General features: G+C 36.9%; 24 protein-coding genes. 22 read left to right on the forward strand and 2 right to left on the reverse strand.

The window, feature by feature from the left end; all coding sequences use genetic code 11:
- Positions 1–21: 21 nt before the first annotated feature.
- Positions 22–1,377 (reverse strand): uroporphyrinogen decarboxylase family protein, encoded by a 1,356-nt coding sequence (locus tag CIB29_RS01805; protein WP_198543705.1) that lies wholly within the window; start codon positions 1,375–1,377, stop codon positions 22–24.
- Between the two features lie 394 nt (positions 1,378–1,771).
- Here CIB29_RS01805 and CIB29_RS01810 point away from each other — a divergent pair, with 394 nt between their 5' ends.
- The 13 genes from CIB29_RS01810 to CIB29_RS01875 all read left to right on the forward strand — a co-directional run bounded on the left by CIB29_RS01810 (position 1,772) and on the right by CIB29_RS01875 (position 14,433).
- On the forward strand, positions 1,772–3,088 hold the full coding sequence (locus CIB29_RS01810) for a PocR ligand-binding domain-containing protein (RefSeq protein ID WP_198543706.1): 1,317 nt from the start codon (positions 1,772–1,774) through the stop codon (positions 3,086–3,088).
- 48 nt (positions 3,089–3,136) lie between these two features.
- Positions 3,137–3,775 carry a cobalamin B12-binding domain-containing protein gene (locus CIB29_RS01815; RefSeq protein ID WP_094546209.1) on the forward strand — a complete coding sequence of 213 codons (639 nt, stop codon included), beginning with the start codon at positions 3,137–3,139 and terminating at the stop codon, positions 3,773–3,775.
- Positions 3,776–3,961: 186 nt separating this feature from the next.
- Positions 3,962–5,209 carry a glutamyl-tRNA reductase gene (gene hemA, locus CIB29_RS01820; protein WP_094546211.1) on the forward strand — a complete coding sequence of 416 codons (1,248 nt, stop codon included), beginning with the start codon at positions 3,962–3,964 and terminating at the stop codon, positions 5,207–5,209.
- Between the two features lie 11 nt (positions 5,210–5,220).
- Positions 5,221–5,865 (forward strand): precorrin-2 dehydrogenase/sirohydrochlorin ferrochelatase family protein, encoded by a 645-nt coding sequence (locus tag CIB29_RS01825; RefSeq protein ID WP_094546213.1) that lies wholly within the window; start codon positions 5,221–5,223, stop codon positions 5,863–5,865.
- Positions 5,855–6,757 carry a hydroxymethylbilane synthase gene (hemC, locus tag CIB29_RS01830; RefSeq protein ID WP_094546215.1) on the forward strand — a complete coding sequence of 301 codons (903 nt, stop codon included), beginning with the start codon at positions 5,855–5,857 and terminating at the stop codon, positions 6,755–6,757. Before CIB29_RS01825 ends, hemC begins: the two co-directional genes overlap by 11 nt.
- A gap of 2 nt (positions 6,758–6,759) precedes the next feature.
- Positions 6,760–8,262 carry a uroporphyrinogen-III C-methyltransferase gene (cobA, locus tag CIB29_RS01835; RefSeq protein ID WP_094546217.1) on the forward strand — a complete coding sequence of 501 codons (1,503 nt, stop codon included), beginning with the start codon at positions 6,760–6,762 and terminating at the stop codon, positions 8,260–8,262.
- Positions 8,263–8,267: 5 nt separating this feature from the next.
- On the forward strand, positions 8,268–9,251 hold the full coding sequence (hemB, locus tag CIB29_RS01840; RefSeq protein WP_198543711.1) for a porphobilinogen synthase: 984 nt from the start codon (positions 8,268–8,270) through the stop codon (positions 9,249–9,251).
- Positions 9,241–10,527, forward strand: a complete 1,287-nt coding sequence (gene hemL, locus CIB29_RS01845) for a glutamate-1-semialdehyde 2,1-aminomutase (RefSeq protein ID WP_094546221.1) — start codon at positions 9,241–9,243, stop codon at positions 10,525–10,527. The genes hemB and hemL overlap by 11 nt, the downstream gene beginning before the upstream one ends.
- Positions 10,528–10,625: 98 nt before the next feature.
- Positions 10,626–10,805: a DeoR/GlpR family DNA-binding transcription regulator gene (locus CIB29_RS19415; protein ID WP_094546223.1), complete on the forward strand. Its 180-nt coding sequence runs from the start codon at positions 10,626–10,628 to the stop codon at positions 10,803–10,805.
- Positions 10,806–10,820: 15 nt separating this feature from the next.
- The gene (pfkB, locus tag CIB29_RS01855; RefSeq protein ID WP_094546225.1) at positions 10,821–11,759 is read left to right on the forward strand and encodes a 1-phosphofructokinase; all 939 of its coding nucleotides are present in this window, start codon (positions 10,821–10,823) and stop codon (positions 11,757–11,759) included.
- A 552-nt stretch (positions 11,760–12,311) separates the two neighbouring features.
- Positions 12,312–12,659: a hypothetical protein gene (locus CIB29_RS01865; RefSeq protein WP_094546229.1), complete on the forward strand. Its 348-nt coding sequence runs from the start codon at positions 12,312–12,314 to the stop codon at positions 12,657–12,659.
- Between the two features lie 9 nt (positions 12,660–12,668).
- On the forward strand, positions 12,669–13,103 hold the full coding sequence (locus CIB29_RS01870) for an ATP-binding protein (RefSeq protein WP_094546231.1): 435 nt from the start codon (positions 12,669–12,671) through the stop codon (positions 13,101–13,103).
- Between the two features lie 16 nt (positions 13,104–13,119).
- Positions 13,120–14,433, forward strand: coding sequence for a [Fe-Fe] hydrogenase large subunit C-terminal domain-containing protein (locus CIB29_RS01875; protein WP_094546233.1), 1,314 nt, complete (start codon positions 13,120–13,122; stop codon positions 14,431–14,433).
- 264 nt (positions 14,434–14,697) lie between these two features.
- On the opposite strand, the gene CIB29_RS01880 is transcribed toward CIB29_RS01875, so the two are convergent.
- Positions 14,698–15,456 (reverse strand): DeoR/GlpR family DNA-binding transcription regulator, encoded by a 759-nt coding sequence (locus CIB29_RS01880; RefSeq protein ID WP_094546235.1) that lies wholly within the window; start codon positions 15,454–15,456, stop codon positions 14,698–14,700.
- Between the two features lie 221 nt (positions 15,457–15,677).
- On the opposite strand from CIB29_RS01880, the gene CIB29_RS01885 reads away from it, so the two are divergent.
- From CIB29_RS01885 to nuoF, 9 genes are all read left to right on the forward strand, one after another.
- Positions 15,678–16,625 carry a class II fructose-bisphosphate aldolase gene (locus CIB29_RS01885; RefSeq protein WP_094546237.1) on the forward strand — a complete coding sequence of 316 codons (948 nt, stop codon included), beginning with the start codon at positions 15,678–15,680 and terminating at the stop codon, positions 16,623–16,625.
- Positions 16,626–16,677: 52 nt separating this feature from the next.
- Complete coding sequence (locus CIB29_RS01890; RefSeq protein WP_094546239.1) at positions 16,678–17,619, forward strand: carbohydrate kinase family protein; 942 nt, start codon at positions 16,678–16,680, stop codon at positions 17,617–17,619.
- Positions 17,620–17,635: 16 nt separating this feature from the next.
- Complete coding sequence (locus tag CIB29_RS01895) at positions 17,636–18,712, forward strand: aldose 1-epimerase family protein (RefSeq protein WP_157910180.1); 1,077 nt, start codon at positions 17,636–17,638, stop codon at positions 18,710–18,712.
- Positions 18,713–18,856: 144 nt separating this feature from the next.
- Complete coding sequence (locus tag CIB29_RS01900; protein WP_341444351.1) at positions 18,857–19,189, forward strand: DRTGG domain-containing protein; 333 nt, start codon at positions 18,857–18,859, stop codon at positions 19,187–19,189.
- Positions 19,186–19,911: a PHP domain-containing protein gene (locus CIB29_RS01905; RefSeq protein WP_094546243.1), complete on the forward strand. Its 726-nt coding sequence runs from the start codon at positions 19,186–19,188 to the stop codon at positions 19,909–19,911. Before CIB29_RS01900 ends, CIB29_RS01905 begins: the two co-directional genes overlap by 4 nt.
- A 119-nt stretch (positions 19,912–20,030) precedes the next feature.
- On the forward strand, positions 20,031–20,519 hold the full coding sequence (locus tag CIB29_RS01910) for an NADH-quinone oxidoreductase subunit NuoE family protein (protein ID WP_094546245.1): 489 nt from the start codon (positions 20,031–20,033) through the stop codon (positions 20,517–20,519).
- Between the two features lie 26 nt (positions 20,520–20,545).
- Complete coding sequence (locus CIB29_RS01915) at positions 20,546–21,097, forward strand: ATP-binding protein (RefSeq protein ID WP_094546247.1); 552 nt, start codon at positions 20,546–20,548, stop codon at positions 21,095–21,097.
- Entirely contained in the window at positions 21,097–21,468 is a 372-nt protein-coding gene (locus CIB29_RS01920; RefSeq protein WP_094546249.1) for a (2Fe-2S) ferredoxin domain-containing protein, read from the forward strand. Before CIB29_RS01915 ends, CIB29_RS01920 begins: the two co-directional genes overlap by 1 nt.
- Before the next feature lie 23 nt (positions 21,469–21,491).
- Positions 21,492–23,291 (forward strand): NADH-quinone oxidoreductase subunit NuoF, encoded by a 1,800-nt coding sequence (nuoF, locus tag CIB29_RS01925; protein ID WP_094546251.1) that lies wholly within the window; start codon positions 21,492–21,494, stop codon positions 23,289–23,291.

The raw sequence follows: 23,291 nt of genomic DNA on the forward strand, positions 1-23,291 counted from the left end.
AATAAACCATTAGAGTTTGAACTATAGATTCTTGGCATCCACAGCTTCTTGTATGCTCTTTTTCAATTGCTCAACATCAGGAATAATACTTACATATTTAATTACACCATCAATACAGATGGTTGGAATATTTTGAACACCAAGCTGTAACATACAAACAACTGCTTCTTTTTGTTTTACCTTGTGTTCTATATACCTTACTTTATCTCCAAAACCTGCAGCAGCAGCCCTCACAGCTTCCATCATATACTGGCAGGGGGCACAGGATTCAGAATCCAGGGTGATAACATCAATAATAACCTGTTTTTCCTTAGCGTAGTCGGGAAGCTTTACTTCTATACCTTCCAGGACATTGGTATATTCAAGGAATTCTGCAACTTCTCCATGAACAAGGCTGGTTATTGCTTTTACATTTTCTACCGGAGTTGCAAAAGGCATATCACATCCTGGAGAAAGAATATAACCTTTAGTACCACCGATTGCCATACAATTTTTGGCATCATTAATATTATCTACTGGGGTACCGAAAAGCATGGTAACAGTAAGTTTGATGTTACCCCCAAAAGAAACGCCGTATTTTTGGCAGACTTCTTTTACATATTCCAAAGGAATATTTTCATCAATGGATACATTATGGGGTTTGCATTTACACATTTCTTCAATATTATTCTTAGCATTACCGCATACAAAGAATGAGCAGCCTTTATCCCTAGATTTAACATAATCAAATATAGCAGTAGCGTAGGGAGATACAAACTCTGCAAAATTATCCGGCGAAATCTGAGAAGTCATTGGGTCGACAACAGCTATAATATCTACACCGGCATCCAGATACATCCTGGATGTATTAATACACACCTTTTTACAGAATTGCATTAATTTATGGACGTTTTCAGGTTCATCAATCATTTCATAGAATATATCGGTACCCATTAAGTGGAGGGCTAATGTGAAAGGTCCGGTTATAAGTCCATATATGGCGATTTTATCGCCTAATTCTTTACAAATCCTTCGTGTTGCATCCAGTACAACTGGAAATCTTCCATCCTGTTCACCAGGAATTTTTAAATCTTCTAACTTCTTACCCTGTTCCAGGGGGTGAGTTGTAACAGATGGGGGATTGGTTTCAGCATATTTTAATTCGCATCCCATTGCTTCTGCTTCAACCTGCAAATCAAATAAAGCCGGCAGTCCATCCGGACGGTAAAGTTCATAGGCTTTTAATACTCCCTTTACAATATTGTCACTGCTTTTAAAAAAATCTTCTGCGCTTACACCAATTAAAGACGCGGCGTGGCAGCCGACAAAAGGCACCCAGGGAGCGCGCTCAACCCCTTTATTATAAAGTGCATCTAAAACTAACTGCTTTGAATTCATAACATGTTCCTCCTTCATAACTTATAAATTCTTTATTAAATATTACTCTATTTCAGATACAAGTTATATAAATCAATTTTGAAATGTTGTACTTTTTTATGAAATATATCGATAACCAATATCAAAATTATAAATAAATTAATGTAGTTATCGATGAAATTAACCAACTTTAAAACTAAATGTTTAATCTTAAAGTTGGTTAATTATAATATGGGATAAAACACGACTTGTATATGAAAGTGAAAAAGTACAAAAAAGATAAATATTTTTCAATACCTTATGCTGCTAAAGTAGTACTATAAGAGTGTAATTCAATATCGTCCATTTACATAAAGAATTGATTTTGATAATATATATGTATATATATACTGTATATACTGGAAAGAGTGATAAAATGGGGGTAAATAAAGAACGAGATGATGTTGGATTTGATCTGGACAGGGCAAAAAGCTGCGCTCGTATCTATAGTCATTCAGTTGGTGTTGAATGTTTTATAATTGATACCTATGGAAATTTACTATATGATACGAACAATGACCAAAGCTTTTGTAAGTTTTGTAGGAAGGTACAGGGAGTTCTAAACCGGCAGCAGTCCTGTAAAAATGTCCATTTATATGGGAGTTACCAGGCTGAGAGGTTTGGTGGAAAATATGTATTCTTCTGTCCGATGGGCCTTGTCCATTGGGCTTCCCCTATTACAAGCGATGGCATGATGAAAGGTGCAATTTTAGGTGGTCCTGCTTTGATGGTAGATCCTGAAGAATTTTTAATGGATGATATCATCAGAAAGAATAACATTGAAGAGGAATATGTAGAGCAGTTAAGGCAGTATGTTGATGAGGTCCCGATTATACAACCTGATAAAGTAAACAGTTTGGCCGAGACGCTTTTTATATTTGCCACTCATATTTCTGATGTTCAGCCATCCCAGTACCTTGAAGAAAGGGAATACCTTGAACAGCAGTCAGATATATCAGAGTATATACATTATATTAAAACAATGGGCGGGAGTGAGAGTGGGTTACGAAGTTATCCGCTTGAAAAGGAAAAAGAATTATTATCCCTTATATCACTTGGAGATAAAACGGGCTCACAAAAAATACTGAATGAAATATTTGGTCACATATTTTTTTCTACCGGAGGGAATTTTGAAATTATAAAAGCCAGGGTCCTTGAGCTGGTTGTTCTACTATCCAGGGCTGCCTTGGAAGGTGGTGCTGATGTAGAACAGATATTCGGTCTGAACTATAAATATCTAAATCAGATACATGCCTTTAAGACGGTGGAAGAATTAACTTTTTGGCTGTCCAAAATTATGATACGGTTTACGGATTGCGTATTTAATCTTACTGATGTAAAGCATGTGGATGTAATTTACAAGGCAATAGATTATGTAAAAAGAAACTATATGAAAAAGATCACTTTAGAAGAAGTCGCTTCCCACGTTTATTTAAGCGTTTCATATTTTAGCAAAATATTTAAAGACGAGATGAAATGTAACTTTAATGTATACTTGAATAACGTAAGAATAGAAATGAGTAAGAAATTGTTAATGGATGATTCTGTTTCCCTGGTGGATATATCAAATCTGGTAGGGTATGAAGACCAAAGTTATTTTTCAAAAGTATTTAAGAAAATAGTTGGAGTCAGCCCAGGAAAGTTCAGAGAGTCCAGGGGACAAAATATAAAAAGCCTGCAGAATAATAGTTGATTATAGCCGTATAGGCTAATTAGATAAAAATGACAAGGGGGAATATGCGTGAGTATTTTAAATGAGATTTCTCAATACTTACAGCAAGGAAGAGCAAAAAATGTTAAGGAACTGGTTCAAAAGGCAATTGACGAGGGAATAGATGCTAAAACTATTCTCGAAGAAGGGCTTTTATCTGGTATGAGCATCATTGGTGAAAAGTTTAAAAATAATGAGGTTTATGTTCCGGAAGTTCTTATTGCAGCTAGAGCTATGAATGCAGGTACAGAGTTATTAAAGCCTTTATTGGTATCCAGCGGTGTTAAAGCTGTAGGAAAAGTTGTATTAGGTACTGTTAAAGGTGACCTCCATGATATCGGCAAGAATCTCGTTAGAATGATGATGGAAGGTAAGGGATTAGAGGTTATAGATTTAGGAATAGATGTTCCTGCCGAAAAATTTATTGCTGCTGCTAAAGAACAGGGTGCTCAAATTATTGCTTGTTCAGCCTTGCTGACAACAACCATGAATGAAATGAAAAATGTTGTAGAAGCAGCTAAGGAAGCAGGAATTAGAGATAGCGTTACAATTATGGTAGGTGGAGCACCTGTAACTGATAATTTCTGTAAGAGCATTGGTGCTGATATCTATACTCCAGACGCAGCTTCCGCCTCAGACGCAGCAGCTAATGTCTGCAAGGCTTCTTGAATTATTTGATTAACAAATATCATTAAATAAAAGGGTATGTAATTGCACATATCCTTTTATTATTTTACTTTCGTTATAATTTTCCATAAATCAAATAAATGTGCATTGTTAACAAATAGAATAAGTGTTATAATTTCTAGGTATAAATAAAAGCAGAAAAAGATATAAAAGGAAAAGTGAGACGAAATGAATGTAGTAGTGATGGGGATTGATCATTCAACGCCTATAGAAATTCGGGAAAAGGCTTCTTATACTTCAGAAAAGTTCCAGCGCGCCTGTGAGTATTTGGCGGGACAGGATGTCATAAAAGAATTTATTATTTTATCTACTTGTAACCGCAGTGAGATCTACTGCTGTACAGAAGAAGCAAGCCTATTACCAAAAATTCTTTTTGACTTTTTCGTCAATTTCCATGGGATTGACAGAGTTCACCTGAATAAATATGGGTATTTGGAAAGCGGGGAACGGGCAGTACTGCATCTTTTAAATGTTGCATCAGGGCTTAAATCATTAGTAATAGGTGAAGATCAGATATTAGGACAGATTAAGGCGGCTCATAGAACTGCCATGCATCGTAAAAGTACCGGTCCCATATTAAACCGATTATTTTTTACTGCGGTTTCTGCTGCGAAAGAGGTAAAAAATATTACAGGTATTTCCCAAAATTCTCTTTCTATCAGTTCAGTAGGAGTAAAGTTTATTGAAGAGTACTTTGGCGGGAAAATTCAGCATAAAAAAGTTTTGGTTATTGGCACTGGGAAGATGGGCAGGCTGGCAGTTAAAAAACTTATATCTGCAGGTGTGCATGATATTATTATGACGAATAGGACACATCATCATGCAGTAGAATTTCAAAAAGAAATTAAAGGGACAAAAATTATTTCATATGATGAAAGATATCACTATTTAGATGATATAGATGTAGTGATTTCGTCCACCAGCAGTCCCCACTATACACTTACCTATGATAAATTTTGCATGGCTAGAAATAGCGGGAAAGAATTATGTATATTGGACCTTGCCGTGCCAAGGGACATCGAAAAAGAAATAGGAAATTTACAAGGTGTTCACCTTTTTACAATAGATGATCTTGATAAAGTAGTGCAACAAAATTTACAGAAAAGATTTGAACATTCAAAAGAAGCGCAAAATATCTTGCAGAAATATTGCTGTGAATTTTTAGAGTGGATAAATGCTTATGATAGGCTTGAATCCATTAGAGCCATCCATGTATATGGCAAAGGCGTGTTGGAAAGGCAATACCATTATGCTATAAGAAAACTGAATATTAAAGATGAAAGAGAAAAGAAGATCATATATAAAATTTTGAAAAACTCTATTGATGCTGTCATAAATCCTATTATAGAGAGTGCCAGGGAACAGGAACAGAATATGTCATGGGATGAGTTCATTAAAAAATCTTTTGAAAAATAGAGGTGGGATATATGAATTTCTATCCTGTGTTTATAGATATTACGAAAAAAAAATGCGTTGTAGTGGGAGGAGGGAGAGTTGCCTATAGAAAAATAGTAACACTGTGCGGCTATGGAGCTGTTGTTGAGGTGATTAGCCCTGAAGCGATTGAAGAGATAAAAAAATTATCAGAAAAGGGTAGCATTAACCTGAAAATAAAAAAATATTCAGAGGATGACATTATAGACGCATTTATTGTATTTGCTGCTACTAATGATACTGAAGTAAATAATAAGATAACCGGGGATGCAAAAAAATTAAATATTTTAGTCAATTGTGCTGATAGCCCATACGACTCTTCATTTATTTCACCTGCTGTTTTCAATCAAGGTGATTTAACTATTGCCATATCTACCGGGGGGAAATTTCCTAAATTATCCCAAAAGATTAAGGAGCAGTTAAAGAGTCAATACAGTACAGAATATCCCTTTATTATAGACGCTTTAGAACAATTAAGGCAAAAAGCTTTAATGGGGATTAATGATGAAGAAACCAGAAAAAAATTGTTTGACAGGGTTGTAGAAGATGATATCATTCAAATTGCAATGAGTAAAGGTTGTGAAGCGTTTAAAGAGCGTATAAACCGTATATATGAGGAGTATTGTCATGAAGAATAAATTAGTTATAGGTTCCAGGGGAAGCGAGTTAGCTCTCAAACAGACCGAATGGGTCATTACAAAACTCAAAGAAAATTTTCCTGAAATGAAATATCAAATAAAAGTAATAAAAACAAAGGGTGACAGGATATTAGATGTTACGCTTAACAAAATCGGCGGTAAAGGTCTCTTTGTAAAAGAAATTGAGCAGGAACTTTTGCAAGGCTCAATTGATATGGCAGTACATAGCATGAAGGATGTTCCCACGGAAATACCGGATGAACTGGAGATAGGTGCTGTTTCACAGCGTGAGGACCCGCGGGATGTGCTGGTATCCAGGGAAGGAAGGGATTTATACAGTTTGCCTGCCGGTGCTGTGGTAGGAACAAGCAGTCTCAGAAGGCAGGTCCAAATACTGCGACTGAGACCGGATTTAAATATTGTACCGCTAAGAGGAAATATATTAACACGACTTAACAAAGTGAAGACTGAATTTGATGCTATTGTTCTTGCTGCTGCCGGTTTAAAGCGTGCGGGGCTGGAAGCTAACATTACGCAATATTTTGCCCCAACAGAATTTGTTCCCGCTGTCGGACAGGGAATCCTGGGCATCGAAATAAGAAAGAATGACAATATTTCCCAGGAAATATTGAAGTGTCTTCATAACCCGCAAGCATTTACTTGTATACAGGCGGAAAGAGCCTTTTTAACCAGATTAAATGGAGGCTGCCATGTCCCCATTGGGGCGTATGCATGGATGGAAGGGGAAAAATTAAAAATGTACGGCATGTTCTACCAGGGTAAGATGATAAGAGAATATGCGGAAGGCAGTGCTAATCATCCTCAGGAACTGGGAATAGCTTTGGCCGAAAAGATAATACAGCTTTATACTAATTGCCATTTGGAGGTGTAAAAGTGGAAAAAGGAAAAGTATATCTTGTAGGTGCCGGTCCGGGAGATTATAAATTAATAACTTTACGGGCTTTGGAACTAATACAAAAAGCTGATGTTTTGGTATATGATAGATTGGTAAACAAAAAGATTTTGAAATACCGGTCAAAAAGCTGCGAACTGGTTTATGTGGGAAAAGAGCCGGACCACCATACTTTAACCCAGGATGAAATCAATGATGTATTAATACAAAAAGCACAAGAGGGTAAAAATGTAGTTAGGTTAAAGGGGGGAGACCCTTTTATTTTTGGCCGGGGAGGAGAGGAAGCAGAATATATAAGACAGCACGGACTGGAATTTGAAATTGTTCCAGGAATCTCATCTTTTTATTCTTGTCCCGCATATGCCGGTATACCTGTTACCCATAGGGAATTTAGTACCTCGGTACATGTAATAACCGGACATGAAGAAGAAGGAAAAGAAGATGTTGATTACCCTACCCTGGCAAAACTGGAAGGTACGTTGGTCTTCCTAATGGGAATGAAAAATATAGGAATGATAAGCCAAAAATTAATAGAGAATGGTAAAAGGCCTGATACACCTGCAGCAGTCATCCACTGGGGTACTACATCAAGACAAAGGACAGTGACAGCAGCGCTGGAGGATATTGAAAAGGTTGTACGGGAGAACAATATAACTTCTCCTTCTGTGTTAGTAATAGGTAATGTAGTGACTTTGCAAAAAAAATTGGATTGGCTGTCATCCAGACCTTTATTTGGAAAAAGGATTCTTGTGACACGTACCTCTGCACAGGCAGGTACACTGGCAGATAAGATTGAAATGCTTGGTGGTGATGTTGTTGAATTTCCTACTATAAATATCACCAAGCCGGTAGATTATAGACCTTTAGATGAAGCATTAAATAACATTCATATGTATTCATGGATCGTATTTACCAGTGTTAACGGTGTAGAAGGCTTTTTTACAAGGATGAAGGAGCTGAAAATAGATATAAGAAAATTGGCTGGAATAAAGATATTTTCGATAGGTCCTAAAACAAAAGAAAAAATTGAGGAATTGGGACTGAATATCGATATTATACCTGAACAATTCAACAGTTATGGTGCTGAAAAAGTAATTAAGGAGCACATTCATGAAAAGGATAGGGTCTTAATACCTACTTCAAATATTGGAAGGGAAACCATTTATAATATTATTGCAGAAAAAGGTGCAACGGTTCATAAAGTAGAGGCTTACAGAACCCAGCCTAATGATGAGATAGACCTGGAGGTTTTAGAAGATTTGAGGAAGGGTGATATAGACATCATTACTTTTGCAAGTTCGTCGGCAGTAGAAAACTTTGTAAAAATTGTTGGTACTGACATTGGACAGACAAAAGTATGCTCTATTGGACCTGTGACCACTGAAACCGCCAATTCTCTTGGACTTGGGGTGGCTGGAACAGCTTCAAATGCAACGATAGACGAACTTGTAAATTGTGTTTTAAAAGTTTGCGGGGTGAAATAATGGACATTATCAAAAGGCCTAGAAGACTAAGATCAAGTGAAAACATAAGAAATCTGGTAAGAGAAACAGTTTTAACTTTAAATGATTTTATATATCCAATTTTTGTAGTTGAAGGAAATGGAATAAAAAATGAAATATCTTCTCTACCTGATAATTATCATCTCTCGATAGATATGCTAAAGAAAGAGATCGAAGAAATTTATAATTTAGGTATCCGGGCAGTATTACTTTTTGGAATACCCAAAGAAAAAGATGAAGCCGGATCCGGAGCATATGCCATAGGTGGTATTGTGCAAAAAGCAATCAGAGAGATAAAGAGAATATGTAAAGAGATGATGGTAATAACCGATGTATGTTTATGTGAGTACACCAGCCACGGTCACTGCGGTCTTATTAGAAACGGAGATGTACATAATGATTCAACATTGGAACTAATTGCGACTACTGCATTGTCGCACGTGGAGGCCGGGGCGGATATGGTTGCTCCTTCTGACATGATGGATGGAAGGGTAGCCGCCATAAGAAAAAAATTGGATGAAAATGATTTTAACAATATTCCCATCATGGCATATAGTGCAAAGTACGCTTCAGCATTTTATGGCCCTTTCAGGGAAGCTGCTTTTTCTGCGCCGCAGTTTGGAGACCGAAAGACATATCAAATGGACCCTGCTAATAAGCTGGAAGCGTTAAGAGAAGTGGAATTAGACATTGAAGAAGGTGCTGATATTGTCATGATAAAACCTGCTCTGTCCTACCTTGATATTATCAACGAGGTGAGAAATAAGTGTAATCTGCCGGTAGCAGCCTATAATGTAAGTGGTGAGTATGCGATGCTTAAAGCTGCAGTAAAAATGGGATGGCTGGACGAAAAGAAAGCTGCTGTAGAAATGCTTACGTCTATAAAAAGAGCAGGTGCAAATATTATTATTTCTTACTATGCAAAAGATATTGCACGGTGGATGAAGGAGGATGGAATACATGCAATATAAGCGTTCGTCCGAACTGTTTGAAGGAGCCAAAACATACATTCCCGGAGGGGTTAATAGCCCTGTAAGGGCATTTAAATCGGTAGGGTTAATACCACCATTCATTAAAAGGGCGAAAGGCTCAAAAATATATGACGAGGATGGAAATGAATATATAGATTATGTTGGATCATGGGGACCCATGATTCTGGGACATGCCCATGAGAGAGTGCTGGAGGCTATTAAAAATGCTGCTGAAAATGGTACAAGTTTTGGAGCCCCCACAGAATTAGAAGTAAAATTGGCCCAAATCATATGTGAGTTGGTCCCTTCTGTAGAAATGGTTAGAATGGTCAATTCCGGGACAGAAGCTACGATGAGTGCCATCAGACTTGCCAGAGGTTATACTGGAAGAAATAAAATCATTAAATTTGAAGGCTGCTACCATGGGCATTCCGATAGTTTGCTGATTAAAGCCGGGTCGGGTGCACTTACCTTTGGAATCCCGGATAGTCCTGGTGTTCCGGCTGATTTTGCAAAACACACCTTATCTGCATCCTATAATGATCTTGGAGAAGTAAAAGAACTGTTTAAAAAATATGGTGAAGATATTGCAGCAGTAATCGTCGAACCGGTAGCAGGAAATATGGGTGTGGTAGTTCCGGAAAAAGATTTTTTATTCGGGTTAAGAGAAATTACGACGCAGTATGGTGCACTGCTTATTTTTGATGAGGTTATGACCGGATTCAGGGTATCTCTGCATTGTGCACAGGGATTATATAATATCACACCTGATTTAACTACCTTCGGTAAAATTATTGGCGGAGGTCTTCCTGTTGGTGCTTATGGCGGGAGAAGAGAAATTATGGAAAAAATATCTCCGATAGGCCCGGTATACCAGGCAGGAACGCTATCAGGTAACCCTATTGCGATGGCTGCAGGTCTGGAAACCCTGACAATATTAAAAAATAATCCTGGAATCTATGAAGATCTGGAAACTAAGTCTGCCAAGCTGGAAGATGGGCTGAAAAGCAATGTACAGAAGTTAGGAATACCAATGTTTTTTAATAGAGTTGGTTCTATGCTTTGTATGTTCTTTACCAGGGAATTTGTAAGAGATTACAAGAGTGCCACTACTTCCAATACCCACAAATTTGCACAATATTTTAGAAAAATGTTGGAGTCAGGCATTTATATCGCACCTTCCCAATATGAAGCTATTTTTATTTCAAATGCACACACAATGGAAGACATAGAAAAAACAATAGAAAGTTCCTATCATGCCTTAAAAAATATATAAGACAGCACACAAGGGGCATATCAAGGGGACGGTTCTTATGATATATGATATATTGTAATATATAAGAACCGTCCCCTTGATATGCTCCTAAAAGAAAAATGATTGAGGTGGCAAAAGAGATAATCTTACTGACTGACCACACTAAAGTAGGGAAAGTGTCATTTGGAAAATTTGCAGAATTAAATGAAATAGATAAATGTATAGTAGATGATGGTGTTTCGCAAAATATTGTTAAAGAAATGAAGAAAATGGGGATAGAGGTACATTTTGTAAAATGATGGGAGGAAATAGACATGAAAACATCTGTAGTTACAGTTACCCTCAATCCTGCATTAGATAAAACCGTAACAGTTAGTTCTTTAAAAACTGGGGGGTTGAATCGTGTTAAAGATATACGTATGGATGCAGGCGGAAAAGGTATTAATGTTGCAAAAGTATTAAAGAAATTTGAAGTAGATGTTTTGGCTGCCGGATTGATTGCCGGTTTTCAAGGACAACTGCTTCTGGAGTATTTAGAAGCAGAAGGTATTAAAACTTCGTTTTTAAAAATACCAGGTGAGACTCGTACAAACTTAAAAATAGTTGAGGAAAAAACAAAAATTACAACAGAAGTAAATGAAGCTGGTTTTTTAGTCACACAGGAAGATTTAAAAAGATTTAGCGATAATCTTTTACATTTAATGGATCAAACATGCATTTTGGTTCTCAGCGGTAGTTTGCCACCAGGTGTACCTGAAACGATATATAAAGATTATATTGAAATTGCAAATGCTAAAGGTATCAAGACCATATTGGACGCTGACGGCAAAGCGCTTGAGGAAGGTATTAAGGCTTTACCCTTTGCTATAAAACCTAATATTCATGAACTTGAAAATTTAGCAGGATGTAAACTGTTAGAAGAAAAAGATGTTGTTTTAGCCGGCCGACACCTCATTGAAAAAGGGATTAATTTGGTAGTAATTTCTATGGGCAGTGAAGGTGCTATTGTTTTAAATGACAAAGAGACTTATCGAGTAAAAACTTTTCCTATTAAGCGAGAAAGCACTGTTGGCGCAGGAGATTCTATGGTAGCAACTCTTGCTTATGCATTATTAAATAATAAACCACTGGAAGAAATAGCAAAATGGATAACTACTGCAGGGACTATAACTGCATCAAAACCCGGGACCCAGGTATGTACCTTAGCTGAAGTCCAGCAATCATTACATCAGGTGCATGCATTTAAAATATAAATCAATAAAAAAGGGTAGTGTCAAAAGTTCTATGAAAACATGAAGTTGAGCTACCATATCAAAGGGACGGTTCTTGTGATATATTATAATATATCACAAGAACCGTCCCTTTGATATGCATCCGCAGAGTTAGGGGTATTCCTTTCAAGGAGGAAATGTCCCCGGATGATAAATTTAAAGAGGCTTCGCCCCTTAAACCCCATAAGCTGGTAATTTTTTTAGTATTTTTTTTATAAAAAAGTGCTACAAAGCAAAAAGCTTCTAAAGAATTCATTTTTACTTTTTCTCTAAATATGGTATAATTTCAATATAGGATTGATAACTTGTTTTTAATACATTATGATAAGGCGAGGGTAATTTACTTGAGATTAAACAGGTTGAAGAAATATAAGTTAGAAAAAGAAATCAGGATGAACATATTTATTTGCTTTTTTATCATTATTCCAATTATTTCGATGATTTTAGGATATATCATTACAAGGGTTTTTATAACACCTTATTTTAAGTAGATAAGTTTGTATCGATAACCAATATTTTGGAAGGGTTGTTTTTATGAGGTTGGATAAAATAAAAGAAATTTTAGATGCAGAAGTATTAACGGGAGAGGAATTTCTAGATATTGAAGTAGTATCAGCCTGTGGTTCTGATTTAATGAGTGATGTGCTTGCTTTTGTAAAGGATCAGGCACTTTTGCTTACCGGTTTGGTCAATCCTCAGGTGGTAAGGACTGCGGAAATGATGGATATAAGGGTTATCGCTTTTGTAAGAGGAAAAGTACCAGATAAAGAGATAATAAAACTGGCAAAAGAAAAAGATATGGTCCTTCTTACTACAAAACATCCTTTATATATTGCATGCGGGCTTCTATACAGTGCTGGACTTACTGGCAAGGAGGCTTGATGATTAGATATGACAGATGAAAAGAATGTAATCTCTTTACATTATGAGGTAGATGGAGAAGATTTTTCGTTAGCAGGAGAAGCGTCAAGCAATGTGAAAAGGATACTGAAGCAATTAGGGGTTAGTCCTGAAATCATTCGAAGAGTTTCTATTGCTATGTATGAAGGTGAAATGAATATGGTGATTCATGCAAATGGTGGAATTGCTGACGTTGAAATTACCCCTGAACAAATAAAAGTAGTTCTTCAGGATGACGGACCTGGTATTCCTGATATTGAACTAGCAATGCAGGAAGGTTACTCCACCGCTCCCGACAATATAAGAGAGTTGGGATTCGGAGCGGGAATGGGCCTGCCAAATATGAAAAAATATACTGACTATTTAGACATTATTTCTGAAGTAGGAAAAGGCACAAAAGTTGAGATGATAGTTAAAGTAAAATAAAAGAAAGTGTGATGATATGTCTCAGTATTTTCATTCAGTTACCTTAGACAAAGAAAGGTGCAAAGGCTGCACTAATTGTATAAAGAGATGCCCTACTGAAGCGATAAGAGTAAGAAATGGGAAAGCGAAAATCATCAAAGAACGGTGTATTGATTGTGGGGAATGTATCAGGGTATGTCCCTATCGTGCCAAAAAGGCGATAACAGACCCATTTGAAACTATTTTTAACTATAAATACAAAGTTGCTATACCAGCTCCTTCATTATACGGGCAGTTTAAAAATGTATGGGATATCAATGTTATTCTTACCGGATTAAAGAGACTTGGGTTTGATGATGTATTTGAAGTTGCAAAAGCAGCTGAGATTGTAACCCTTGCTACTAAACACCTTATTGCTTCAGAAAAAATTCAGAAACCGGTTATTTCGTCTGCTTGTCCTGCAGTAGTAAGATTAATCAGGGTAAAATTTCCTAATCTTATAAATAATATCGTACCTGTTAAATCTCCTATGGAAGTTGCAGCAAGAATAACAAAACGTGCCATATCAAAAACGATGGGCTTGCAGCATGAAGAAATCGGTGTTTTTTTTATCACCCCGTGTGCTGCCAAAGTTACCAGTTCCAAAGTTCCGGTAGGATTGGATAATTCTTTTGTAGATGGCGTGATTTCTATGAAAGAAGTCTATTTAAAATTGATGCCTATTATTAATAAGATTGACAATATTGAGACATTATCCTGTGCCGGGATAAATGGGATATGTTGGGCCAATAGCGGTGGAGAAAGTGTAGCACTGGGAAGCGAACAAACCATAGCTGTAGATGGGATCCATAATGTTATCAAAGTATTGGAAGAGCTGGAAGATGAGAAATTAACCGATATAGATTTTGTTGAGTTGTTAGCATGTACTGGAGGATGCGTAGGCGGACCACTTACTGTAGAGAACAGTTTTGTAGCGAAAAATAGCGTAAAGAAAATAGCAAAATTAACTACTCGCCATTCCCTGATTAGCAAATTTGATGATTTTAGCGAAATAGATGTATCATGGACTAATCCAATAACTTATAAACCGGTTATGAATCTGGACAGCAATATGATAGAGGCAATGAAAAAAATGGAAACTCTTGAAAAAATCTATCACGATTTGCCCGGACTTGACTGTGGTTCATGTGGTGCACCCAGCTGTCGTGCACTTGCGGAAGATATTGTCAGAGGTTTTGCCAATGAAACGGACTGTATCTTTAAGCTAAGAGAACAGGTCAGAATGTTGGCAAGGGAAATGATGGAATTAGAGGGTAAAATGCCTCCGCCTTTTAGAAAAAGTGAAGAATGAAATTGAGATTTATATTGAACGCACCAAAGATCTTACATTAACTTCTGTATTTTGCATACTATAACAATTGCAGTAGAGTTTCAGTTCTGGGTTCGGAGCCCGGAGATTCTCATTGATGTAGTTTTTAACTCAGAACTCCAAGCTCCGAACCCAGAACTAATTGCAATTCCAATGCAAAATCATTATTGTGTTCTATATAGATTGAGATTAAGAATAAGAATTTATTAGATGATGGCGTGCCACCACCCGCAATCCACTATTATATTAATATATTACTTCTATACCTTTCTGCTTTGCCTCATCAAGTATATTTTGGGGCAGAGGCTTATCAGTAACCAGTACATCTATATCTTCTAACTTTGCAAATGTAAAAGGCAGATTTCGATTAATTTTGGAATGATCCAGCATTACAATAACTTTTCTAGCAATTTTGATCACTTTTTTTTTCAATTCACATTCGTTAATATATGGGTTGGTAAAACCATTTTCCAAGGAAAAGCCGCCTGTTGCAATAAATGCAATATCAATATTTAAACTTTCCAGGGAGTTTAAAGCAAAAGGTCCGGTAACTGAGATTGCAGCTTTATTCAAACTTCCTCCTAAAAAGATTACCTCGGTATTTGTTCTTTTCATAATTTCAAGACCAATGTTGGGGGCATTGGTAATAGCATAAAGATTTATGTCAGGTATTAGTTTTGCAAATGCCATCAAGGTACTGCCAGCATCCAGGTATATAGAGCGGTTCGGTTCTAACAGTTTTAGAGCATGATGGGCTATTAATGTTTTAGATTCAATATTGGTAACAATTCTTTCAGAAAATTCAAATTCATCTTTTTCAGGGGTCTCAAGTATCTTTGCTCCACCATGTGTTCTACATACCAAACCAGCTTCTTCAAGATAATCCAAATCTCTTCTGAGGGTCATCTCTGAAACTGTAGGGAACAATTCTTTCAGCTCGCTTAAGCGAATCTCACCCTTTTCTTTAATTAAGGACAATACGAATTCTCTGCGTTGATTAGACATATAGTGCACGCTCCTTTAATGTAAGATTTATTGTATCATTTGTTAGAAGAAATGTCAATATTACATAAATTAAACACCATATTGTTAAAAAATAATTTGCACGATAATATTAAACTTTACAAAAATTACATTACATGTTATCATAATATTAGAAAATTAACGTTAAATTAACAACTATTATAACTTGCTATAAAAACTTATTGTAAAGGGGTAACTTAAATATGGCATTAGTAACGTTGAAAGAAATTTTAAAAGATGCGGATGAAAAGAAATATGCTGTTGGTTTGTTCAACACCATCAACTTAGAAATGGTAAGAGCAATCATTGGAGCGGCAGAACAAGAAAAATCTCCGGTAATTATAGGCCTTGCAGAAGTTCATATTCCTTACGGGTCTCTGGAAACCCTGGCACCTATCATGGTAAAAGCAGCAAAGGAGGCCAAAGTTCCTGTAGCTGTCCACTTTGATCACGGCATGACTTTTGAACTGATTGTTAAAGCTATGCACCTAGGTTTTACTTCAGTTATGTTTGATGGCTCTACGCTTCCGTATGAAGAAAATATTGCAACGACTGCAGAGTACGTAAAAATAGCAAAAGTTTTTGGTGCATCGGTAGAGGCAGAATTAGGTCATGTAGGTGGAGCGGAAGGTGGGGGTGACGATAGTTATGAATCCCATTATACTAATTTAGAACAAGCTGCTGATTTTGTTGCAAGGACGGGTATTGATGCGCTTGCTGTTGCTATTGGGACTGCTCATGGAGAATATAGAACCAAGCCTAAATTGGATTTAAAGAGGTTAAAGGATATAAAGGCAAGGGTTAATGTGCCATTGGTATTACATGGTGGTTCTGGCTTATCTGATGATGATTTCAGAAATTGTATAAGAAATGGTATTAGTAAAATTAATATTTTTACTGATATGTCCTTATCTGCTGTAAACACACTAAGGACAGAGTTAGGCTATTTGAGCGATAGTGATGATTATGCAACAGCTAAAAATAAAAAAGAATTTATTGTTGAAACAGTTACAAGAAAAGTTATGGAAGAACTCAATATGATTCCTGTAAAGAAAGTACATTACCCTAATCTTATCAATGCAACAGTAGAAGGTATAAAAAAAGAAGTTGTAAAAAAGATAAGATTGTTTGGCAGTAGTAATAAGGCATGAAACTTCAAATAAATTAATGTACCTATGGTAGCTATCATAAGGAGGAAAAAATATGTTTGATGTAACCTGCTTAGGAATTCTTGTTGCGGATGCTATAGCAAAGACAGTTGATACTTTGCCGGAAGAAGGGAAATTACAGCTTGTTGATCAGCTGGAACTTCATACAGGAGGTTGTGCCACCAATACAGCGATAGACCTGGCTAAAATAGGAATAAAAACGGCTGTTATTGGTAAAGTAGGAAATGATGGTTTTGGCAATTATATTGCAAGCGAGCTGAAAAAATTTAATATAAATGTTGAGGGACTGAAAATAGAGGATGGATTAAATACTTCCGCTTCTGTCGTTATTGTCAGCAGCAAAGGGGAGAGGTCCTTTATTCATTGTCTTGGTTCTAATGCCCAGTTTGTTGAAGAAGATATAGATTTTTCTATAATAGAGAAATCCAAAATTTTATTTATAGCCGGAGCATTGTTATTGCCTAAATTTGACGGAGAGCCTACAGCCAGGGTTTTGAAAAAGGCTCAGGCAAAAGATATTTATACCGTGCTGGACACTGCTTGGGATACTACCGGAAGGTGGATGAGTGCAATAGGCCCATGTCTACCGCATTTAGATCTTTTTATCCCAAGTATAGAAGAAGCTGAAATGATAAGTGGAAAGAAAGATGTTGAAGAAATGGCTGATGTATTTCTTTCTAAAGGTGTAAAACTGGCAGTTATTAAACTTGGTAAGAATGGATGCTTCATCAAGAGCAAGGATGGAGAAAAATACACTATTCCTACCTATACTGATATTAAACCTGTAGATACCACCGGAGCGGGAGATTCATTTGTTGCAGGTTTTCTAACCGGTATTGTGAAAGGGTGGAATTTATATAAGTGCGGGAAGTTTGCAAATGCTGTTGGTACTCACTGTGTAATGAAGGTTGGAGCTTCCAATGGTATTAAATGTTTAGAGGAAATACTGGATTTTATGGATAAATATGGAAAATAATAAGGGGGGATGCAAAATGGCAAAATTGTATGGAAAGCAATTCACAAAACAAGAGCTGATGAAACGAATAGGTGATATTTCGCAGGTAGCAGGTGCCAAACAATATGTATTGGCATCCGGGAAAGCAAAAGGTGTACATGCAATTGATGTCAAGACCGGTTCAGGATTTAGCTTTACAGTTTTACCGGACAGGGGCATGGATATTGCATGGGCTGAATATAAAGGGATGGCTTTAGGATTTATTTCGAAGACAGGTGTTGTTTCACCCGCTTATTATGAGGAGCCTGGACTGGGATTTTTAAGAAATTTTTTTGCAGGTTTATTGACTACCTGTGGACTGACGTATATGGGGGCTCCGTGTAATGATGAAGGGCAAAACCTTGGACTGCATGGGCGTGTTAGTAATATTCCTGCAGAAGACGTAGCGGTGTATAATGAGTGGATAGATGATGAGTTTATTATTAAAATTCGAGGCAAGGTAAGGGAAAGCCGGGTATTTGGGGAAAACATCACGTTGACCAGGGAGATTACTGCCAAGCTGGGTGAGAACAAATTACATATTAAAGATACTGTAGAGAATTGCGGGTTTAATGAACAACCTCTTATGCTGCTTTACCACTGTAACTTTGGATATCCTGTTGTAAGTACTGAAACAATATTAGTAACACCTGAGGCAACTGTGAGAGCAAGAGATGCAGAAGCGCAGAAAGGAATACAAAGTTATAATGTATTTCAGGAACCTACTCATGGTTATAGAGAACAGGTATTTTATCATGACATAACAGCAGATGCAAACGGTACAACCTATGCATGCTTATTTAATAAAGCTTTAGGGAGCGGGGGAATGGGTGCTTATGTAAAATTTAACAAGTACCAGCTTCCTTATCTGATAGAATGGAAGCAAATGGGCGAAGGAGATTATGTGGTAGGCCTCGAACCCGGCACATGGTATCCCGAAGGCAGGGCCGAAGCCCGCAAACGCGGTGAGTTACTATTTATCTGCCCGGGAGAAGTGAAGGAATTTGAAATAGAGATTGGTGTCATTGAGAGTGAAAAAGAATTAGATTCAATACAAAGTGAAAGAGCTGGGTAATCCGGCTCTTTTGTCTTTTAATTTGATGGACAAACCTTCATTAAAGTGATAAAATTTTATTATCAAGGTAATTCTAGGCAAACAGCAAACCCTAATGAATTTTTCAAATTTATTGTTTCACGCTAAATGAATAGGGGGAGAAAAATGATGACTGTAAAAGAATTAGTTCATCAATTTAATTTGAAAATTGTTGCAGGTGGAGAAGATATGGAAAAAGAGGTCCAGGGCTGTTATATATGTGACCTTTTAAGTTGGGTTATGACTCATGCGCAGAAAGGTAACATATGGATAACGGTACAGACCAATGTTAACATTATAGCAGTAGCAGTGTTAACTGAAGTAGCCTGTATTATTATTCCGGAGGATATAGAAATTGATGCGCAGACAATTGCAAAAGCAAACCAACAAAACATACCAGTACTTTCTTCATCGTTAAATTCATTTCAATTAGCGTCTATACTTAAGGATTTCATATGAAATACTTTATAGACCTTCATATCCACTCCGCATTGTCACCCTGTGCTGATGACGATATGACGCCTAATAATATTGTAAACATGGCGATATTAAAAAAATTGGATTTTATTGCCATTACTGATCATAATGCGACAGGTAATGTACAGGCGGCAATTGAATGTGCACGGGGAAAGGATATCATCGTAATACCCGGAATGGAAGTACAATCGAGTGAAGAAGTTCATATGGTATGTTTGTTTCCAACTGTCCAAGCTGCAAATCAAATGGAACAATTAGTACAGCAGCATTTGCCGAAGCTGGACAATAGACCTGATATCTTTGGGTACCAGATATTATATGATACTAATGATGAATTTGTAGGATATAACAATAAATTACTGGTAACTGCCACTTCATTATCTATAAATGCAATTAAAAATGAAGTTGAAAAATTGGGAGGAGTTACCATCCCTTCTCATATTGACCGTAAATCATTTAGTATTATTGCGAACCTTGGTTTTATTCCGGAAGAACTGGAATTTTCTACAGTGGAAATATCAAAATGCACTGATAGAGATAAATTCCTAAGAGAGAATCCTGATATTGGAAGATACACAATTATTAGCAATTCCGATGCCCATCACCTGTATGATATATCTGAAGCGGATGAATCAATTGAGATGGCAGATAAAACGATTGACTGTCTTTTAAATTTTCTTCGTAATAAAAAATCTATATTTTAGTAAAAAAATTTTTATATAAAAATGTAGATTTTTTAACAATAACTTGGTATAATGAAAGATGAAATAAGAATGTTAATTTTATAACAATATGTACATGGTTAAATTAAGGAGGGTTTACAATGAGTGAGCAAAAGTGTTGTTCGTGTGTTGGCACAAAAGAACAAGAGCAAAAACTCTACGAAGTCATTGAAAAACACAAAGATAAAAAAGGTGCATTGATTCCTGTCCTTCATGAGGCTCAGGAAATATATGGTTACTTGCCTTTGGAAGTTCAGAAGATTATCTCAAAAGGATTAAATGTTCCCCTGACAGAAATTTATGGTGTAGTTACTTTCTATACGCAGTTTTCTTTAAACCCAAAAGGAAAGTACAAGATCGGTGTATGTCTTGGAACAGCATGTTATGTTAAAGGTGCCGGACCAATCATTGATAAGATTAAAGAGAAGCTCGGAATTGATGTTGGTGAATGTACAGAAGATGGTAAGTTCTCATTAGATGCTACCCGCTGTATTGGAGCATGTGGATTGGCACCGGTGTTAACCATTAATGATGATGTATATGGCAGATTATCGGTAGATGATATAGAAGGAATATTGGAAAAGTATTGATGAATGGATAAAAAGGTTAAAAAACTATGAGAGAACTTTCGTTGCATATACTGGATATTGTACAAAATTCCATATCTGCTAATGCAACATTAATAGCAATAGAGGTTAAGGAAGATTTAAAACAAGATATTTTAGAGTTTTGTATAACTGATAATGGAAAGGGTATGACACAGGAATTATTAAAAACCGTATCTGACCCATTTGTAACTACAAGATCTACTCGCAAAGTCGGGTTAGGTATATCTTTACTAAAGTCTGCAGCTGAGTTGTGTGGTGGGGGAGTTGAAATCTCTTCTGAACCGGGCAAAGGCACTAAAGTAAAAGCGCGGTTTTTGCACAGCCATATTGACAGGGCACCTTTAGGAAATATGGTCGAAACGGTGTTAACCCTTGTTGTATGTAATCCGCTTATAGATTTTGTATATAAGCATCTAGTCAATGAAAATTGCTTTGAATTTGATACCCGTGAAATCAAGCAGGTAATTAAAGAAGTTGATATTAATAATACTGAAGTGGTTTCATGGATGAAGGACTGTTTAACTGAGGGAATAACAAGTTTATATGGAGGTGTATCATAATGAAAAGTTTAGCTGAATTGGAAGAAATCAGAAAGAGGACGCTGGATAAGGTTAACTTGAGAAAAGAGCGTGAAGATGGCATCAGAGTAGTTGTTGGCATGGCTACTTGTGGTATTGCAGCAGGAGCTAGACCGGTATTAAATGCTTTTATGGAAGAAGTAGCAAGGAGAAGTCTTCAAAATGTTACTGTAACACAGACGGGCTGTATTGGCGTATGCAGGTTGGAACCGGTTGTAGAAGTGTACGTGCCAGGACAGGAGAAGGTAACCTATGTAAAAATGACGCCTGAAAAAGCAGCTCAAATTGTAAATGAACATATTGTTAACGGCAAGCCGTGTATACAATATACTATCGGTGCAGCGGACAAATAAATATGTGAAAAGGAGGGTTTTCAATGGAATTGGTAAGATCTCATGTTTTAGTCTGTGGCGGTACGGGATGTACTTCTTCAGGCTGTGAAAAGATAATAAAGGAAATGGAAGAACAACTTAAAAAGAATAACATAGAAAAAGAGATAAAAGTGGTTAAAACGGGATGTTTCGGTTTATGTGCTTTAGGTCCAATTGTTATTGTATATCCGGAAGGTGCTTTTTATAGCATGGTTAAACCTGAAGATGTACAAGAAATAGTACAAGAGCACTTACTAAAAGGCCGTATTGTAAAGAGGCTCTTATATAAAGAAACAATACAGGACGACAATACTGTTAAGTCTTTAAATCAGGTAGATTTCTATAAAAAACAAATGCGTGTCGCATTAAGAAACTGCGGTGTTATTAATCCGGAAAATATTGATGAATATATTGCATTTGATGGTTATAAAGCTCTGGGCAAAGTATTGACTGAAATGACTCCGGAACAGGTTATTGACGTTGTGAAAAAATCCGGCCTTCGCGGTAGAGGAGGCGGCGGTTTCCCAACAGGACTTAAATGGGAATTCACAGCCAAGGCACAAGGAGACCAGAAATACGTATGTTGTAATGCTGACGAGGGTGACCCGGGAGCATTCATGGACAGAAGCGTGTTGGAAGGTGACCCGCACAGTGTAATAGAAGCAATGGCAATCGCAGGATATGCTGTTGGAGCAAACCAGGGATATATATATATCAGAGCTGAATATCCAATAGCCGTTAAAAGATTGGAAATTGCTATTAGCCAGGCAAAAGAATACGGCTTGTTAGGTAAAAATATTTTTGGTACCGATTTTAGCTTTGACCTTGAATTAAGATTAGGTGCCGGTGCATTCGTATGTGGCGAGGAAACTGCACTTATGACCTCCATAGAAGGACATAGAGGGGAGCCAAGGCCAAGGCCGCCATTCCCTGCTATAAAGGGTTTATGGGCTAAACCAACTTTATTAAATAACGTTGAAACTTATGCTAATATTCCAGAGATCATATTAAAAGGTCCGGAGTGGTTTGCAAGTATCGGTACCGAAAAAAGCAAAGGTACAAAGGTATTTGCCTTAGGTGGTAAAATTAACAATACCGGGTTGGTAGAAATTCCTATGGGTACAACCCTCAGGGAAATTGTTGAAGAAATCGGCGGCGGAGTTCCTAATGGAAAGAAATTTAAAGCTGCTCAGACCGGTGGACCTTCCGGTGGATGTATTCCGGCAGATTTGATTGATACGCCTATTGATTATGACTCACTTATTAGCATTGGTTCCATGATGGGTTCCGGTGGTTTAATTGTAATGGATGAGGACACCTGTATGGTAGATATTGCAAAGTTCTTCCTGGAATTTACCGTTGATGAATCTTGCGGTAAATGTTCTCCATGTAGAATTGGAACCAAGAGAATGCTGGAGATACTGGAAAAGATCACTAATGGTAACGGAACGATGGAGGATATCGAGAATCTTGAAACATTGTGTAAGAATGTTAAAGCTTCTGCTTTGTGTGGTCTTGGACAGACAGCTCCAAACCCAATACTCAGTACTTTAAGGTATTTTAGAGATGAGTATATTGCACACGTACAAGATAAAAAATGCCCTGCCGGAGTATGTAAATCACTCTTGGTTTACACCATCGATGCAAAATTATGTAAAGGCTGTGGAATATGCGCAAAACAATGTCCTGTAAGTGCAATCAGCGGAGAAAGAAAGAATCCATATAAGATAGATACAGAAAAATGTATTAAATGTGGTGTATGTATGGAAAAATGCCCATTTAAGGCAATATTCAAAAACCACTAA

This window comes from Petroclostridium xylanilyticum (assembly GCF_002252565.1).
GTDB lineage: Bacteria > Bacillota > Clostridia > SK-Y3 > SK-Y3 > Petroclostridium > Petroclostridium xylanilyticum.

Excerpts from the sequence above, each read along its gene's own strand:
- CIB29_RS01895 (WP_157910180.1), top strand. The coding sequence starts at position 17,636 with ATGGCAAAATTGTATGGAAAGCAATTCACAAAACAAGAGCTGATGAAA.
- hemL (WP_094546221.1), top strand. The coding sequence starts at position 9,241 with ATGCAATATAAGCGTTCGTCCGAACTGTTTGAAGGAGCCAAAACATAC.
- CIB29_RS01865 (WP_094546229.1), top strand. The coding sequence starts at position 12,312 with ATGAGGTTGGATAAAATAAAAGAAATTTTAGATGCAGAAGTATTAACG.
- CIB29_RS01885 (WP_094546237.1), top strand. The coding sequence starts at position 15,678 with ATGGCATTAGTAACGTTGAAAGAAATTTTAAAAGATGCGGATGAAAAG.
- CIB29_RS01920 (WP_094546249.1), top strand. The coding sequence starts at position 21,097 with ATGAAAAGTTTAGCTGAATTGGAAGAAATCAGAAAGAGGACGCTGGAT.
- CIB29_RS01900 (WP_341444351.1), top strand. The coding sequence starts at position 18,857 with ATGATGACTGTAAAAGAATTAGTTCATCAATTTAATTTGAAAATTGTT.
- CIB29_RS01870 (WP_094546231.1), top strand. The coding sequence starts at position 12,669 with ATGACAGATGAAAAGAATGTAATCTCTTTACATTATGAGGTAGATGGA.
- hemC (WP_094546215.1), top strand. The coding sequence starts at position 5,855 with ATGAAGAATAAATTAGTTATAGGTTCCAGGGGAAGCGAGTTAGCTCTC.
- nuoF (WP_094546251.1), top strand. The coding sequence starts at position 21,492 with ATGGAATTGGTAAGATCTCATGTTTTAGTCTGTGGCGGTACGGGATGT.
- CIB29_RS01915 (WP_094546247.1), top strand. The coding sequence starts at position 20,546 with ATGAGAGAACTTTCGTTGCATATACTGGATATTGTACAAAATTCCATA.
- CIB29_RS01905 (WP_094546243.1), top strand. The coding sequence starts at position 19,186 with ATGAAATACTTTATAGACCTTCATATCCACTCCGCATTGTCACCCTGT.
- CIB29_RS01810 (WP_198543706.1), top strand. The coding sequence starts at position 1,772 with ATGGGGGTAAATAAAGAACGAGATGATGTTGGATTTGATCTGGACAGG.
- CIB29_RS19415 (WP_094546223.1), top strand. The coding sequence starts at position 10,626 with ATGATTGAGGTGGCAAAAGAGATAATCTTACTGACTGACCACACTAAA.
- pfkB (WP_094546225.1), top strand. The coding sequence starts at position 10,821 with ATGAAAACATCTGTAGTTACAGTTACCCTCAATCCTGCATTAGATAAA.
- CIB29_RS01890 (WP_094546239.1), top strand. The coding sequence starts at position 16,678 with ATGTTTGATGTAACCTGCTTAGGAATTCTTGTTGCGGATGCTATAGCA.
- CIB29_RS01880 (WP_094546235.1), bottom strand. The coding sequence starts at position 15,456 with ATGTCTAATCAACGCAGAGAATTCGTATTGTCCTTAATTAAAGAAAAG.
- CIB29_RS01910 (WP_094546245.1), top strand. The coding sequence starts at position 20,031 with ATGAGTGAGCAAAAGTGTTGTTCGTGTGTTGGCACAAAAGAACAAGAG.
- CIB29_RS01875 (WP_094546233.1), top strand. The coding sequence starts at position 13,120 with ATGTCTCAGTATTTTCATTCAGTTACCTTAGACAAAGAAAGGTGCAAA.
- CIB29_RS01825 (WP_094546213.1), top strand. The coding sequence starts at position 5,221 with ATGAATTTCTATCCTGTGTTTATAGATATTACGAAAAAAAAATGCGTT.
- CIB29_RS01805 (WP_198543705.1), bottom strand. The coding sequence starts at position 1,377 with ATGAATTCAAAGCAGTTAGTTTTAGATGCACTTTATAATAAAGGGGTT.
- hemA (WP_094546211.1), top strand. The coding sequence starts at position 3,962 with ATGAATGTAGTAGTGATGGGGATTGATCATTCAACGCCTATAGAAATT.